The organism is Chitinophaga arvensicola (genome assembly GCF_900110835.1).
Classification (GTDB): Bacteria; Bacteroidota; Bacteroidia; order Chitinophagales; family Chitinophagaceae; genus Chitinophaga; species Chitinophaga arvensicola.
On record NZ_FOJG01000002.1, the window covers coordinates 3,307,039 to 3,322,977 of the forward strand.

At 47.9% G+C, this 15,939-nt stretch carries 12 protein-coding genes; 2 read left to right on the plus strand and 10 right to left on the minus strand.

The genetic code is table 11. From position 1 onward, the window contains the following. Positions 1–17: 17 nt before the first annotated feature. Together BMW79_RS30370 and BMW79_RS30375 are read right to left on the minus strand one after the other, a co-directional pair. The gene (locus tag BMW79_RS30370; RefSeq protein WP_089902417.1) at positions 18–1,496 is read right to left on the minus strand and encodes a xylulokinase; all 1,479 of its coding nucleotides are present in this window, start codon (positions 1,494–1,496) and stop codon (positions 18–20) included. A 96-nt stretch (positions 1,497–1,592) separates the two neighbouring features. Further along, positions 1,593–3,278: a sodium:solute symporter family transporter gene (locus tag BMW79_RS30375; RefSeq protein ID WP_089902420.1), complete on the minus strand. Its 1,686-nt coding sequence runs from the start codon at positions 3,276–3,278 to the stop codon at positions 1,593–1,595. Between the two features lie 431 nt (positions 3,279–3,709). On the opposite strand from BMW79_RS30375, the gene BMW79_RS30380 reads away from it, so the two are divergent. Then, on the plus strand, positions 3,710–4,717 hold the full coding sequence (locus tag BMW79_RS30380) for a porin family protein (RefSeq protein ID WP_177192391.1): 1,008 nt from the start codon (positions 3,710–3,712) through the stop codon (positions 4,715–4,717). Between the two features lie 44 nt (positions 4,718–4,761). On the opposite strand, the gene BMW79_RS30385 is transcribed toward BMW79_RS30380, so the two are convergent. Beyond that, positions 4,762–5,901 carry an NAD(P)/FAD-dependent oxidoreductase gene (locus BMW79_RS30385; protein ID WP_089902426.1) on the minus strand — a complete coding sequence of 380 codons (1,140 nt, stop codon included), beginning with the start codon at positions 5,899–5,901 and terminating at the stop codon, positions 4,762–4,764. A gap of 9 nt (positions 5,902–5,910) precedes the next feature. Continuing rightward, complete coding sequence (locus tag BMW79_RS30390; RefSeq protein WP_089902428.1) at positions 5,911–6,711, minus strand: SDR family NAD(P)-dependent oxidoreductase; 801 nt, start codon at positions 6,709–6,711, stop codon at positions 5,911–5,913. A 143-nt stretch (positions 6,712–6,854) separates the two neighbouring features. Here BMW79_RS30390 and BMW79_RS30395 point away from each other — a divergent pair, with 143 nt between their 5' ends. Next, positions 6,855–7,901, plus strand: coding sequence for an NAD(P)-dependent alcohol dehydrogenase (locus BMW79_RS30395; protein ID WP_089902431.1), 1,047 nt, complete (start codon positions 6,855–6,857; stop codon positions 7,899–7,901). Between the two features lie 73 nt (positions 7,902–7,974). On the opposite strand, the gene ilvA is transcribed toward BMW79_RS30395, so the two are convergent. The 6 genes from ilvA to BMW79_RS30425 all read right to left on the minus strand — a co-directional run bounded on the left by ilvA (position 7,975) and on the right by BMW79_RS30425 (position 15,650). After that, positions 7,975–9,231 (minus strand): threonine ammonia-lyase IlvA, encoded by a 1,257-nt coding sequence (ilvA, locus tag BMW79_RS30400; protein ID WP_089902434.1) that lies wholly within the window; start codon positions 9,229–9,231, stop codon positions 7,975–7,977. 163 nt (positions 9,232–9,394) lie between these two features. Next, the gene (gene ilvC, locus BMW79_RS30405; protein ID WP_089902437.1) at positions 9,395–10,441 is read right to left on the minus strand and encodes a ketol-acid reductoisomerase; all 1,047 of its coding nucleotides are present in this window, start codon (positions 10,439–10,441) and stop codon (positions 9,395–9,397) included. Between the two features lie 81 nt (positions 10,442–10,522). Beyond that, positions 10,523–11,059: an acetolactate synthase small subunit gene (gene ilvN / locus BMW79_RS30410; protein WP_089902440.1), complete on the minus strand. Its 537-nt coding sequence runs from the start codon at positions 11,057–11,059 to the stop codon at positions 10,523–10,525. Between the two features lie 49 nt (positions 11,060–11,108). Beyond that, on the minus strand, positions 11,109–12,857 hold the full coding sequence (ilvB, locus tag BMW79_RS30415; protein WP_245752743.1) for a biosynthetic-type acetolactate synthase large subunit: 1,749 nt from the start codon (positions 12,855–12,857) through the stop codon (positions 11,109–11,111). Next, positions 12,823–14,502: a dihydroxy-acid dehydratase gene (gene ilvD / locus BMW79_RS30420; protein ID WP_089902443.1), complete on the minus strand. Its 1,680-nt coding sequence runs from the start codon at positions 14,500–14,502 to the stop codon at positions 12,823–12,825. The genes ilvB and ilvD overlap by 35 nt, the downstream gene beginning before the upstream one ends. Positions 14,503–14,747: 245 nt before the next feature. Next, entirely contained in the window at positions 14,748–15,650 is a 903-nt protein-coding gene (locus tag BMW79_RS30425; RefSeq protein ID WP_089902446.1) for a branched-chain amino acid transaminase, read from the minus strand. Positions 15,651–15,939 lie beyond the last annotated feature (289 nt).

Here is a 15,939-nt window from a genome sequence, read left to right on the forward strand (position 1 = left end):
TCGTTCTTTATGGTTTCCTATTGCATTAAGTTACGAAGACCGTTTAACCAGTTGCCGTAAACATCGCGGTATTGCGATTGCAGGGCGGCCTCGGGTTCAATAACTGCGAGGCATTCCATGCCACGGAAAGCATCGGCAGCAGTTACATAACCAGCTCCTACGGCAGCGCCGCGAGCAGCGCCCTGTGCGCCATCGGTGTTATACAGTTCTATGACTACATTGGCCGTGTTGGCGAATGCTTCCCGGAATAAAGGGCTGAGGAACATATTGGCATGTCCGGCTCTTACGCGGTGGATGTTGAGGTCCATTTCTGCCATGATATCCATTCCGTAGTTCAGGCCGAATACAATGCCTTCCTGTACGGCGCGCATGATGTGTGTGCGGCTGTGACGGTTGAAGTCCAGGTTTTTCAGTGTAGCGCCGAGGTTCCTGTTTTCGAAGATGCGTTCGGCACCATTCCCAAAAGGAAACACCTGTAGCCCTTTTGATCCTGCCGGCGCCTGTTGGGCCAGGTTATTCATCTCCGGGTAAGTGATGTCTCCTACCAGGTTTTTCAGCCAGCTGTTGGCGATACCGGTACCATTCAAACACATGAGCACACCGTTTCTGGTATGTGCGTCATCGTTATTCACATGTACGAAGGTATTGACGCGGCTCTGGCGGTCGAAGCTGTTTTTATCGTGTACCGCATATACTACCCCGGAAGTACCTGCTGTGGTAGCGGCTTCGCCGGGTTGCAGTACATTCAGGGAGAAAGCGTTGTTGGGCTGATCACCGGCACGATACGTAACCGGTGTGCCGGGGGCCAGTTTTAATGTGGCAGCAGCGGCGGCGGTGAGTTGTCCCTGTACACCAAACGTAGGCACGATGGCGGATAACAGGTTTTCATCGATGTTGTAATGTTTCAGCAATGCTTTGGACACTGCATTTTCTTCGAAGTCCCAGAAGGTACCTTCCGACAAACCGGAAATAGTGGTGCAGGCTTCACCGGTTAATTTCATGGCAATGAAATCACCAGGCAGCATTACTTTATGAATGCGTTCATAAATGTGTGGCTCATTCTCCTGTATCCAGCGAAGTTTGGAGGCCGTGAAGTTACCGGGGGAGTTCAACAGGTGTTCCAGGCAGTAAGATTCGCCCAGTGCTTTGAAGGCGTTGTTACCGATGCCAACAGCGCGACTGTCGCACCAGATAATCGCCGGGCGCAGTACCTGCTGTTGCTTGTCTACGCACACGAGCCCATGCATCTGGTAGGCAATACCAATCCCTTTAATCAATGCCGGATCAACTGTAAAACGATTTAGCAATATGCCTGTTGCATTGACAATTTCCTGCCACCAGCTCTCAGGGTCCTGCTCTGCCCACTCGGCATGTGGTACCTCAATAACCATTTCTTTTTCAGGGCAGGTGGCAGTAGCCACACAAACACCCGTTTCGGCATTGAGCAAAGCAGCCTTAATAGAGGATGACCCAATATCGTATCCTATAAAGTACATAACGTGAAAGAATTAGCAATCTGAAAAAGTACCGGATATTTTAAGACAGGTACTGTCCTAAAATATCCGGATACTAAAAATATTAAACGGTTACTGTTACCAGAATACCGTGTACAGTGCAATCAGGATACCGATGATCAGCAAAGCGCCCACTGTAAAGCCCAGGTTGGGCTTGAACATGCTGCTGTCGATCGCCAGTCCTTTCGGATTGTTCGCACTGCGTTTATCCGCCAGGGTAATGATCACCATTCCGATCACACACACCACAAATACAAGACCCATACGGTCAATAAAGGCCATTTCCCATAATCCGCTATCCGGATTCAGGGCGGCAAAACCAATCTGGTGCAATGGCTCCAGGTTGATCCATGCCGGCATAAATTTCAAGAAGAAGGAAAGCAGTAGACCGCCTATCATCGCAAACATGGCTGCGCTGGAAGTAGTCCGTTTCCAGAAAAATCCGAGGGCAAACATGGCGAATACACCTGGTGAAACAAAGCCGGTATATTCCTGGATGAACTGGAATCCACCTTTTTTATCGATACCCAGGAAGTTGGAGATTACAATGGCAATGATCATGGTAATGACCACCACGCCACGGCCCACGCTCACTACTTTCTTCTCATCGGCATCTTTGTTATATATCTTCTTATAAATATCCAGGGAATAAATGGTGGAAATACTATTGGCTTTACCTGCCAGGGAAGCCACCACCGCTGCTGTTAAGGCGGCAAATGCCAGACCTTTCAATCCGCTTGGCAGCAGGTTGAGCAACACCGGGTAAGCATTATCCGGGTTCAGGGAACCGCCTTTCATCATGGATTGTGCAAAATCCCCATGGTTCTGGGAATACAGCACATAGGCCGCAATACCCGGTAATACCACGATCACCGGCATCAGCAGTTTCAGGAAACCGGCAAACAGTAAGCCCTGACGCGCAGTTTTCAGATCCGCACCCAGTGCGCGTTGTGTGATGTACTGGTTACATCCCCAATAGTTCAGGTTCACAATCCACATACCTCCGATCAATACACTTAATCCGGGCAGATCCAGGTATTTGGGATTGTCTTTATGCAGGATCATGTGGAAATGGTCGCTGGCATGCTGGCTCATCAGCGAGAATCCTTTTAATACACCTGTTTCACCAAAGTGTTCAGATACCAGTTGCAGCGCCAGGTAAGTAGTCGCCAATCCGCCCAGGATCAGGAAGAACACCTGGATCACATCTGTATACCCGATTACCTTCATCCCTCCCAGTGTGATCAGGATGGCAAAGAAGGCCAGTGCCACCATACAGACATAGAAGTTGATACCGGAAATAGTAGATACCGCCAGCGCACCAAGGTAAAGAATAGAGGTCAGGTTTACCACCACGTACAGCAACAGCCAGAAAACGGCCATAATCGTACTTACCGTCTGGTTATACCTGCGTTCCAGGAACTGGGGCATGGTATAGATCTTATTTTTCAGGTAAATGGGCAGGAAAAACACCGCTACCACAATCAGCGTGGCAGCTGCCATCCATTCGTAGGTAGAAATGGCCAATCCCATGCTGAAACCATTACCGGACATACCGATAAACTGCTCCGCAGAAATGTTGGAGGCGATCAGGGAGGCGCCGATAGCCCACCAGGTCAGGGAACCTTCTGCCAGGAAAAAGTCTTTGGAATCCGTTGTGGACTTCTTCTTTTTCTGATAGATATAGTAACCATAGCCAGCCACTATTACGAAATATACCAGGAATACCAGGTAATCAAAGATGTGTAAGGATTTTGTTTGCATAACGTTCAAACGTGGTTATAAAAAATTTAGCGGATCAATATACATAATAAATGTAAAAAGTACGCTTACAATTATTTTTTTAACGTGAAATATAAAACTGCGGGTTGGCCGCCGCTTATTTGGATGATAAAACTATACATTTAAATTACTGTTCATAGTTCATTAAGATAAAAAGAAACAATTAATACCCCTTACTTTCACAAAAGGTACCGTACACACAATAAAATGTCTTCCAGATTGAATTCCTTTCCTTGCGGGGTGGGAGTTGTCAACTGAATGCCTGATAGCGTGGAAATAAAAAATAAATATAGAGAACAGAAAATCGGGAAGCAAATTTTTCCTGTAAAGCGGGGAAAAAACATTTTGACAGGAATGCTTGTTTGAAGCATATGATGGAAGAAACCGGGTTTTTGCTGTGTAAACCGGCCGGATTGTTAATATTGGTCCTGCTGTACGGCTGCTATTCTCTGAGGGTACAGTCGACCGACACCCTCTATTTTAAAAGCGGGTTACAACTTTCCGGTGAACTCGACCACCTGGAACGCGGGATGATTTCCTTTTCTTCCGACGACCTGGACGACCAGGATATCAGTACCTATAAGATCAGCACCCTTTGCGCCAGCACGTACACTTACCGCATTACCACCCTCCTGCATAAAGTTTACTATGGTACCCTCGGCAAAGCCGACAGCGGCATGGTAAAGATCCAGACCCGGCAGGATACCCTGCTGATCCAGCTGAAAGAACTATCGACCGTGGCTTCCTATGATACCGGGTTTTTCCACAACCTCTCCGGAACAGTGGCGCTGGGCTATGTTTTTACCCGCTCGGCTTCCCTGGGGATATTGAATACGTATAATGATATCCGTTATTTCGACGGGCGCATCGGAGCGGACCTGAATATCAGCGGTATTACGGGTTTTTCGGAAGATGGGACTAAAAGGGTCCGGGAGTATGCCTGGCTTGTGCCAGGCTACTACCTCAACAGCCACTGGCAGGTGAATGCTATTTTCAGCTACCAGCGTAACCTGGAACTGGGTACGGCCAGGCGTTTTATAGAAGGCGCCGGCGCCACTTACCAGTTCCTGCTGAAACACCATATGGATGCGGGTGTGCTGGCAGGACTGGCTACTGTGCAGGAAAGCGCCTTCCAGGGGCAACTGAAAACCGGCCGGTTTGAACTGCCTTTGATGTTTACGTATAATCTATACCTGCTGCGGGACAACAACTTCCAGCTGCAACTGGCGCAAGGTGCTTTCTTCGGGCTGAATGAGGGAGGCCGCATCCGGGAAGAGGGCTGGATCCGGGCGGCATATAATATTATCAGTACTTTCAGTGTGAACCTGGTGTTTTATAACAGCTTCGATAATCAGCCGCCATTGAAGATATTCAGCCGGTCGGATTATGGTTTGGTGTTTGGGGTGGGGTATAGCTTTTAACAACCAATGTCCGGGAAATAGCGGACCCACTGCCGTAAAGACCACTACCCTTCCAACGCCATTCCTGCAATTTCCTCACCTATCATAGATCCGATTGCTACCCCCATTCCGCCCATACGCACACCCATGATCACATTTTTCGTATGCGCCTTCACGATAGGCTGCCGCGTTTTACCAAACGCCATGATGCCTGTCCAGCGATCTGCCACTGATACACTGCGACCCGGAAGAATAACAGTATGCAACAGGTTTTCCAGCTCCTGCTGGATCCGGTCATTGAAGATAAATGCTTCGGACGTTTCTCCGGCAAAGTCGAGCTGACGCCCGCCTCCCAGCAACACCCGGCCATCCAGCTCCCGGAAATAGTAATATCCTTCCTCCATGTGGAAAACACCTTTAAACGGCAGATCCTTTACCGGCGATGTGATCAACACCTGTCCCCTGCCCGGTACCACTTCTTCTCCGGGTAACAACGCGCGGGTAAAAGCATTGGTACAGATCAGCACTTTACGGGCAGTAAAAACAATGTCTTCCTTCAGCAGGTGATGCGGTACTATAACGTTGACACCTGTATGAAAATCATCGATCGTCTTTACTGTACATCCGGTTTTGATTTCCACGCCGTGTGAGATAGCGGTGTCAATCAGCGACCGCATCATTTTACCGGTATGCAGTTCTCCTTCAAAATTATTGCGGATCAGTCCTTTTATATGCTGTGGTGCAAAGCCGAAAGATTGTAGCTGTTCGTGTGCCGGCGTAAAAGCTGCCGCACCCAAAAAAAGGTCTGCCAGGATGCGGTTTACTTCTTCCAGTTCAGACAACGCCCATTCCTCCTGCGCGCTGATCAGCTCATAGCTGCCGTTTTCGCGGTAGCCGATAGCGGCATCGCCCAGGCGGCGACGTAGCAAACGTAGCCCCGACAGCCGCAGCTGTACCAGTTTGATGACCGCTTCTACCGGCATGGTCCGGAGATCGGCCAATATTTCCGTAAGACTGCCGATACAGGCGAAGCCTGCATTTTTGGTGCTGGCGCCGGTAGGGAGGATTTCCCTTTCGAGCACCAGCACCCTGCTTTTGGGCGTCTTTTCTTTCAGACTGATGGCGGCCGACAATCCTACGATACCGCTGCCGATAATGATATAATCATACTGCAGCAGACTTTCTTTTTCCCAGTAACTTAACATAGGCCTGATTTAAACGGTACCTACAGAACCGCCGTCTACCCGGAATACGGCGCCAGTAATGAAAGCAGCATGATCGGAAGCAAGGAAAGCCACGAGGCTGCCGGTTTCTTCCGGCGTACCCGGGCGGCCCAATACCTGGTATGGCCGGTTTTCTTTCAGGAACAATTTCGCAGCTGCTGTCACCGATATGTTTTTCTCTTTGGAGATGCCTTCCAGCATTTCATCTACCAACGGTGTTTTAATAAATGCCGGGGAGACGGTATTAACAAGGATATTATCTTTTCCGTAATTCTGCGACAGGGTTTTAGAGTAATTATTCAATGCTGCCTTCGTAGCATTGTAGTGGCCCATGTTCGGGTCCGGCTGTTCTGCATTTTCGGAAGAGATATTGATAATCCTTCCACCGCCTTGCTTTTTCAGGTGAGGAATCACCAATTGGGTAAGCGCTACCAGGCCAAAGAAATTGACTTCAAAGATCTGGCGCCACTGATCCATGCTGATGGTATCGAGCGGGCCAAAAGCATCTATGCCACCGGCGTTATTGACGAGAATATCTATATGCCCGAATTGCTGCACCGTGGTGGTTACCAGCCGTTGCAGGTCTGCTTCTTTTGTCATATCGGCGGCAATGGCCAATACATCCTGTCCCTGTAAGCGAAACATGGCGGCGGTATCTTCCAGTTCATCGGCATTACGGGCGGTAATCACCACAGTGGCACCTTCCTTCGCCAGCGAGGCTGCAATGCCTTTACCGATTCCTTTACTGCCACCGGTAACAATGGCTACCTTTCCTTTTAAATGAAGCTCCATGGTTATATTTTTTAATAAAGTAATTGGAGGACCCTATAAGTTATTGAAAAAACAGCAAAGGCGGGTTAAAATCAAAGCCTTAACACGTGAACTTATCACGGATAATACAAATTACGTAGCTTCGGTACCTAAATTGTCACACCATGATTGCAACAAAAGCTTATGCAGTAAACGATGCGGCCTCCCCTCTGGGTCCGTGGAACTTTGAGCGCCGGGAGCCGGGACCGCATGATGTACAGATCGAAATTTTATATTGCGGTGTATGTCATTCCGATATTCACCAGGTAAGAAATGAATGGGGTAATTCCATTTACCCGATGGTACCCGGTCATGAAATAGTAGGACGTATCACCAAAGTGGGCGACCATGTCACCAAATTCAAGGTGGGCGACCTGGCCGGTATCGGTTGTTTTGTGGATTCCTGCCGCGAATGCGATCCCTGCAAATCCGGTGAAGAGCAGTACTGCGTAACCGGTGGTGCCAGCACTTACAATGGGTATGAAATGGATCGTAAAACACATACCTATGGCGGTTATTCCACGCACATCGTTACCGACGAAAAATATACCCTGAAAGTATCTGATAAATTACCGCTGGAAGGCGTAGCACCTTTACTCTGTGCTGGTATTACCACTTATTCACCGCTCCGTCACTGGAAAGTGGGAAAAGGACATAAAGTAGGTGTTGTAGGATTAGGCGGGTTAGGACATATGGCAGTAAAGCTGGCAGCATCTATGGGTGCGGAAGTAACCATGCTGAGTACTTCTCCGTCCAAGGAAGCAGATGCCCGCAGGCTGGGTGCGCATCATTTTGCGCTGATGACCGATAAAGAACAGGTAAAACAACTCCGCAGCAAATTCGACTTTATTATCAACACCATTTCTGCGCCGCATGATTATGCCACTTACCTGAACCTGCTGAACCTGAACGGTGTGATGATTTGTTTGGGCGTACCGCCAGAACCATCTGCTGTACCTGCTTTCAACCTCATCATGGGTCGCCGCAGTATTGCCGGTTCCCTGATAGGCGGCATCCGTGAAACACAGGAAATGCTGGACTACTGTGCAGAACATAACATCACCAGCGATGTGGAAGTGATTCCGATCAGTGATATCAACCATGCGTACGAGCGCATGTTGAAAGGCGATGTGAAATACCGCTTTGTGATAGACATTGCAAGTTTAAAATAGTCAGGAAAGCTAACAATACAAGAACGCCCATTCCTTATACCGGAATGGGCGTTCTTTTTATTGCTGCTGTTGTTTACACGAGGTAGCCGAATAAACTATCGTCTTTATTCAACTCCGTGAACTGGAAGTTGGATTTTTTGAAATTGGCGATCAGCTTGTCGTAATCCTCGCGGTTCTTGAGTTCCACGCCCACGAGTGCCGGCCCTATTTCTTTATTGTGTTTCTGGATATATTCAAAGCGGGTGATATCATCATCAGGTCCAAGAATATCATTCACAAATTCTCTCAGGGCACCGGGGCGTTGTGCAAAACGTACAATAAAATAATGTTTCAATCCTTCATAGAGGAGGGAGCGTTCCTTTATTTCCTGCATGCGGTCGATATCATTGTTACTGCCGCTGATCACGCACACTACTTTTTTCCCTTTGATGGCATCTGCGTAGTCGTCCAATGCTGCGATGGACAAAGCACCGGCGGGTTCTACTACAATGGCATCTTCATTATATAAACGCAGGATGGTGGAGCATACCTTTCCTTCCGGTACCAGCTGCATTTTATCCAGCACATCTTTACATATTTCATAATTGAGGGTGCCTACTCTTTTTACGGCAGCGCCATCCACGAAGCGTTCTATTTCATCGAGGGTAACGGGGCCGCCGTTTTCCAGTGCGCGGAGCATAGAAGGGGCGCCTTCGGGTTCTACCCCGATGATCTGGGTTTTGGGGCTGTAAGTTTTAAAGTAGGTACCTAAGCCGGCGGCCAGGCCACCGCCTCCAACGGGTACAAAGAGAAAATCTATCCCGGTCTGATCTTCCAGTATTTCAACAGCAACAGTGCCTTGTCCTTCTATAATTTTCGGGTTATCAAATGGCGGGATGAAGGTCATGCCGCTGGCTTTGGTAAAAGCCTGTGCTTCTGCGGAGCAATCGTCGAAGGTATCTCCTACGAGGCGGATTTCGATATGATCGCCGCCGAACATATTTACCTGGTTAACTTTTTGTTTCGGTGTGATGACCGGCATAAACACCACGCCTTTTATATTCATGGCTTTGCAAGCATAAGCGAAGCCCTGGGCATGGTTTCCGGCGCTGGCGCAGGTTACGCCTTTGGCCAGCAATTCAGCAGGCAGACTGCTGATGAGGTTATAGGCGCCTCTCAATTTATAAGAGCGTACAATCTGCATATCCTCTCTTTTCAGATATACGTCGCACTGGTAACGCCGGGAAAGGGTGGCGCTATACATCAGTGGTGTGCGGTTGACGATGGGTTTCAGTTTCATCGCCGCCTCCAGGATATTCAGGGAATTGACACTACTCATTACTTCAGACATAAAATGTAATTAATACAAATGGCAAAGCATCTCCGGGCTTATCGAAATCATGGAACCATACTTAGTAAACAGTAAGAATATTTTCCTTCTGTACTAAATATCAGCACCAATAATTTCAATAATTCGAAAATGCTTTGCCATTGTAATTTATATATAATTGCTATTACGCGTTGTTAGGACGCAGCTTACGTACAGCCGCACCTGCCTGCCACATTTCGCTTTCGCGCAGTTCTTTCAGTTCTTCGTTCAGTTTTTCGCGATAATCTGCGGTGCTGTTGGAAGCGATAGAACGGGCAGCTTCTTTACCTGCGGCAACGCTGGCGTACAGTTCATCAAATACAGGCTGGGTAGCAGTTTTGAACTTCTTCCACCAGTCGAGCGCACCGCGCTGAGCAGTAGTAGAGCAGTTAGCATACATCCAGTCCATACCGTTTTCTGCTACCAGTGGCATCAGGGATTGTGTCAGTTCTTCCACTGTTTCGTTGAATGCTTCAGAAGGTGAGTGACCATTCTTACGCAGTGTTTCGTATTGAGCAGCGAAGATACCCTGGATACAACCCATCAGGGAACCACGTTCGCCAGTCAGATCGGAGAATACTTCTTTTTTGAAATCTGTTTCGAACAGGTAGCCGGAACCAACGCCGATACCCAGTGCTACAACGCGTTCTTTAGCGCGGCCGGTAGCGTCCTGGAAGATAGCGAAGCTGGAGTTCAGACCCTGACCAGCCAGGAACAGACGACGCAGGGAAGTACCGGAACCTTTTGGTGCTACCAGGATTACATCTACATCAGCCGGAGGAATGATACCGGTTTGTTCTTTATACGTGATACCGAAACCGTGGGAGAAGTACAGTGCTTTACCAGGTGTCAGGTGTTGTTTTAAAGTAGGCCACAGGGTGATCTGTCCTGCATCAGACAGCAGGAACTGAATAATAGTACCTTTCTGAGCTGCTTCTTCGATATCGAATAAAGTTTCTCCAGGAACCCAGCCATCAGCTACTGCTTTATCCCAGGTTTTGGAATTCTTACGTTGACCTACAATAACATTAAAGCCATTGTCTTTCAGGTTCAGTGCCTGGCCAGGACCTTGTACGCCATAACCAATAACTGCAATCACTTCGTTCTTCAGCACTTCCCTTGCTTTTTCCATAGGGAATTCTTCTCTGGTTACTACTTGTTCGAGTACCCCTCCAAAATTGATGGTTGCCATGTGTTGTTTTTTTAGCTTTTAGCTACTAGCGGTGAGCTATTAGCTGAGATGTGATTTGAATGAATAATGATTTATAATTTTTCAGCTGATATCAGCGTCCTGTGTGTGTAACTCTTTCAGGTGCTCATGGAAGCGACGGCTCCATTTCACAATGGCTACGCGGCCGCTTTTGGTATACTCTATCAGGCCGTATGGCTCCAGTTTTTTGATAAAGTCCGTCAGCTCCTGCTGGTGGCCTGTTTTCTCGATGACAAAATATTCTGCGGTGATCGTCAGGATACGTGCATTATTTTCACGTATCAGTCTTTCGATATCACCGGTATGTAAAGAACGTGTTGATATTTTGTACAATGCCAGCTCCTGGTAAACTACTTCATCTTCTTCATGTACAAACGCACGGTGTATTTCAATCAGTCGCTCAATCTGTCCAACAACCTTATCCAGTTTTTCACGTGTAGACATCACCGTAATGACGAATTTATACACGCCCGGAATTTCCGTTTCAGCGGTGGTTAAGCTGGTGATATTGATGCCCCTGCGGGTAAATATAATCGTGATACGGTTGGTTATACCTATACGATCTTCCGTATATACCGTTACTGTATATTCTTTTTGCATATACCTGTTGTGAATTACAAATGATCAATATGAATCGCTGCGGGTCCTGCTACTCCAGGCGGATAGTGGTAATAGGTGCGCCTGCAGGCACCATGGGGAATACGTTGTCTTCTTTTTCCACCACTACTTCGAGCAGGTAAGCGCCCTGATGTGCCAGCATTTCATCGATAGCTGCGGAGATATCTTCCCTTGCAGTGACTTTCTTGCCCGGGATATAAAATCCTTTGGCAACCTGTACAAAGTCGGGATTGACCATTTCAGTGGAAGAATAGCGCCTGTCGAAGAACAATTGCTGCCATTGTCTAACCATTCCCAGGAAGTTGTTGTTCAGGATCACTATTTTCACACCGATCTGTGACTGGTGAATAGTGGCCAGTTCCTGTAAGGTCATCTGGAAGCAACCATCGCCGATAATAGCGACTACCTCTTTTTCGGGCGTACCCATTTTGGCGCCCATTGCGGCTGGCAGCGAGAAGCCCATGGTACCCATACCACCGGAAGTGACATTGGTATTTGGGTTTTTGAAGCGATAGTAGCGGGAAGCCACCATCTGGTGCTGACCAACATCTGTTACCAGTACTGCTTCACCTTTGGTTTTTTCTGAGATCAGGCGGATTACTTCTGCCATTTTCAGTTCACCTTCCTGCGGATACAGTTCTCTATGTTGTACTTTATCGTATTCTTTCTTGTCTGCTGCGCGGAATTCTTCCAGCCAGGCAGTGTGATCAGCAGGATTTACCTGTTGGATCAGCGCTTCCAGTGCAGGTTTTGCATCTGCGTGTACAGCTACATCTGCTTTTACGATCTTGTTGATTTCGGCTGCATCGATTTCGATGTGGATTACTTTCGCGTTGGGCACATAGGTACCTACGTCGCCGGTTACACGATCATCGAAACGCATACCTACAGCAATTACCACATCGGCTTCACCGGTGAGCATATTAGGACCGTAGTTACCGTGCATACCGAGCATACCTACGTACATCGGGTGATCTACCGGAACGGCAGAGAGGCCCAGCAGGGTAGATCCGATAGGAATCTGCGCTTTTTCCGCCAGTGCAATCAATGCTTTTTCCGCACCGGATAGCAGTACGCCATGACCACAAAGAATGAATGGTTTCTTTGCACTGTTGATCAGTGCAGCGGCTTCCGATACAGCTTCCTGGCTTAACTCAGGAATAGGGCGGTAGCTGCGGATATATTCACATTTCTTGTACTCATATTCAAACTCCCCGAACTGCGCATTCTTGGTAATATCTACCAGCACAGGGCCCGGACGGCCACTACGGGCAATGTAAAAAGCTTTGGCCATAGCGCCCGGGATATCTTCCGGACGGGTTACCTGGATATTCCACTTGGTGATAGGCATAGTGATACCGATCACGTCTGTTTCCTGGAATGCATCAGTACCTAACAGGGCGGCGGCTACCTGGCCGGTAATGCACACCATGGGGGTACTGTCCATATAGGCATCTGCCAGACCTGTAACCAGGTTGGTAGCGCCGGGACCGGAAGTAGCAAAGGCCACTCCTACCTTACCGGAACTGCGTGCATAACCTTGTGCAGCATGCGTGGCACCCTGTTCGTGCCGGACGAGTATGTGATGGACCTGATCCTGAAAATCGTAGAGGGCATCATAAATAGGCATGATCGCCCCACCCGGATATCCGAAAATGGTGTCGACCCCTTCTTCAATCAGGGAGCGGATCACGGCTTCGGAACCTGTAATTACAGGCTTTACAGCTAACTGCTTATCTGCTATCTCAGGCTTCATCGGTAACACATCCTTCTGTTGCATTTTTTACAAGTTTTGCGTACTTAAATAAGATTCCATTGGTCACTTTCAATGCAGGTTGCTGCCATGCTGCCCGGCGTGCGGCCAGCTCTTCATCACTGATCTCTACATTGATATAATTCTTCGTTGCGTCTATTTCGATAATGTCGTTGTCTTTTACCAGGGCGATGTTTCCGCCTTCAAAGGCTTCCGGTGTGATATGACCTACCACGAATCCGTGTGTACCTCCGGAGAAACGGCCATCAGTGATCAATGCCACGCTTTTACCCAATCCCACACCCATGATGGCGCTGGTTGGTTTCAGCATTTCAGGCATACCGGGAGCGCCTTTCGGACCTACCTGGCGGATCACTACTACGTCGCCTTTCTGTACTTTACCGGAAGTGATACCGGCAATCAGTTCAAATTCGCCGTCAAATACACGGGCAGGGCCTTTGAAACGTTCGCCTTCCTTACCGGTGATCTTGGCTACGGAACCTTCAGTAGCGAGGTTACCGTAAAGGATCTGGATATGTGCGGTTTGTTTCAGCGGTGTTTCCAGCGGCACAATGATATCCTGTGTGCTGAAGTCGATGTCTGCTACTTCTTCCAGGTTTTCTGCGATGGTTTTACCGGTAACGGTCATGCAGTGGCCATGGATATAACCTTTTTTCAGGAGGTATTTCATCACTAATGGAACGCCACCGATGTTGTGCAGGTCTTCCATCAGGTATTTACCACTTGGTTTCAGGTCGGCGATCAGCGGTGTTTTGTCGCTGATGCGCTGGAAATCTTCCAGTCTGATAGAGATGCCTACTGATTTCGCAATAGCGATAAAATGCAGTACTGCATTGGTGCTGCCACCCAAAGCCATGATGATGGTGAGCGCATTTTCAAATGCCTCTTTCGTCATGATGTCAGAAGGTTTAATATCTTTTTCAAGGAGCAGGCGGATGTACTGACCGGCAGCGATACATTCATCTTTTTTCTCCTGGCTCAATGCGGGGTTGGATGAGCTGTAAGGAAGGCTCATACCGAGTGCTTCGATAGCAGAAGACATGGTATTGGCAGTATACATACCACCACAGGCACCTGCACCCGGGCAGGAGTTCTGTACGATGCCTTTAAAGTCGCCTTCATCGAGGTTACCGGCCATTTTCTGACCCAGTGCTTCGAAGGCAGAGATGATATTCAGGTCCTGGCCTTTGTATTTACCAGGGGCAATGGTTCCACCGTATACCATGATGGAAGGGCGGTTGAGGCGTCCCATAGCCATCAGGGAACCGGGCATGTTTTTATCACAGCCTGGAACGGTGATCAGGGCGTCATAATACTGTGCTCCTGCAACAGTTTCAATGGAATCTGCAATCAGATCACGGCTAACGAGAGAGTAACGCATACCGGGGGTACCATTGCTCATACCATCGCTGACGCCGATGGTGTTGAAAATCAGTCCCACCAGGTCATTGGCCCAGACGCCTTTTTTGACATCTTTTGCCAGGTCGTTCAGGTGCATATTGCAGGTATTACCATCGTAGCCCATGCTGACGATGCCCACCTGTGCTTTTTTCAGGTCCTCTTCTGTTAAACCAATTCCGTACAACTGAGCCTGTGCAGCGGGTTGTGTAGGGTCTTGCGTGATCGTCTTGCTGTATTTGTTTAATTCCATTGCTTTTAGTTATTGGGAGGATAACCCGTATTTATAGCTACCCTATTTTAAAACTTCTCCACTAAATTACCCGGTAGCGTGCGCATATTCAAACCAACAATTTCCAATTTACCGGTCTTCAAATCTGCCTTTTGAACTTTCAAATCCTTTACTGTAGTGGATTGTAAGTTTTTCGATTTACAACCTTCAAGGGATTTTAACTGTTGGCTGTCAGCATTTGTGTGCTGACAGCCAACAGTCAGCGGCTAAGCTAACTGAGCTTCGCGTTGAAATGCTTTTTCCAGCACTTTCGCTTTATAGGCCTGCTGCAGTGTTTTACCGAGCGACTGTGCCCATGGTTTGCTGAAAGACTGGCCATCCAGTGAATCCAGGCCGATGAGTTCTGCTGCGGTACCGCAGAAGAAGGCTGCTTCAGCTTCTTTTAATTCAGCGATGGTGAATAATTTTTCTTCCAGTGGGATATTCAGTTCCTGGCAAAGTTCGATAACAGTGGCGCGGGTGATGCCTGGGAGGATGTTACCGGCTGGGGGAGTGTAGATTTTGCCGTCTTTTTCGAAGAAGATGTTAGCACCTGGTCCTTCTGCAACGTATCCATTCATATCCAGGAGGAGTGCCTCATCGTAACCTTTTTCTTTTGCTTCCTGTGAGGCCAGTATGGAGTTTACATAAAGACCAGCGGATTTGGATTCTATTTTAAAGGCTTTTGGATTTGGGCGTTCGTAGGAGGAAGTCATAACTCGTAACAGTTTTTCTCCCAGGTAAGCTCCCCATTCCCATGCGCAGATCAGGATTTGTGATTCGGAAGCGGCTTTCAGCGTCATATTCGGCGGACAGAAAACCAGCGGTCGGATGTACGCTTCTTCCATGTTATTCATCTCCAGTACTTTGTAACAGGCAGCGATCAGCTCTTCGTTATCAAATTTGTAGGGGATGTGGATCAGTTCACACGAGCGCTTCAGGCGGTCGAAGTGTTCTTTTGCTTTAAAGATCTTCACTTCGCCATTCGCAGTTTTGTAGGCGCGGATGCCTTCGAAAACGGCATATCCGTAGTGGAGCGACTGGCCATACAGGTCAGTTGTAGCAGCATTTGCTTTGGTGTACTCACCGTTGATGTAGAGAAAGGTGTTGTCGTTGTAATAGCTATACATAAAATTGAAATTATACCAGGAATATACAGTCCAAAAAAAAGCCTCCCTCTTGTCGGAGGAAGGCGTTATATTTTGTGATTATATGCACGTTTACCTATCCTCCATATTGGTGGCTAATAATGACAACGACGATAATCACGACCTTCGTGATAGCCCAATTGAGCTGAGGTACGATGTGATTAAGTTTTATGTTGTCTTTATTTACCCACATGGAGGTGCTTGTTTTCTTTTAGTGTCTCTACAAAAGTATTCGTGAAAAAAATAAAAAACAACAACTCACCTAATATTT

Bases quoted from the DNA above. Each gene is read 5' to 3' on its own strand.
- BMW79_RS30370 (WP_089902417.1), bottom strand. From the start codon at position 1,496: ATGTACTTTATAGGATACGATATTGGGTCATCCTCTATTAAGGCTGCT.
- BMW79_RS30375 (WP_089902420.1), bottom strand. From the start codon at position 3,278: ATGCAAACAAAATCCTTACACATCTTTGATTACCTGGTATTCCTGGTA.
- BMW79_RS30385 (WP_089902426.1), bottom strand. From the start codon at position 5,901: ATGTTAAGTTACTGGGAAAAAGAAAGTCTGCTGCAGTATGATTATATC.
- BMW79_RS30390 (WP_089902428.1), bottom strand. From the start codon at position 6,711: ATGGAGCTTCATTTAAAAGGAAAGGTAGCCATTGTTACCGGTGGCAGT.
- BMW79_RS30395 (WP_089902431.1), top strand. From the start codon at position 6,855: ATGATTGCAACAAAAGCTTATGCAGTAAACGATGCGGCCTCCCCTCTG.
- ilvA (WP_089902434.1), bottom strand. From the start codon at position 9,231: ATGTCTGAAGTAATGAGTAGTGTCAATTCCCTGAATATCCTGGAGGCG.
- ilvC (WP_089902437.1), bottom strand. From the start codon at position 10,441: ATGGCAACCATCAATTTTGGAGGGGTACTCGAACAAGTAGTAACCAGA.
- ilvN (WP_089902440.1), bottom strand. From the start codon at position 11,059: ATGCAAAAAGAATATACAGTAACGGTATATACGGAAGATCGTATAGGT.
- ilvB (WP_245752743.1), bottom strand. From the start codon at position 12,857: ATGCAACAGAAGGATGTGTTACCGATGAAGCCTGAGATAGCAGATAAG.
- ilvD (WP_089902443.1), bottom strand. From the start codon at position 14,502: ATGGAATTAAACAAATACAGCAAGACGATCACGCAAGACCCTACACAA.
- BMW79_RS30425 (WP_089902446.1), bottom strand. From the start codon at position 15,650: ATGTATAGCTATTACAACGACAACACCTTTCTCTACATCAACGGTGAG.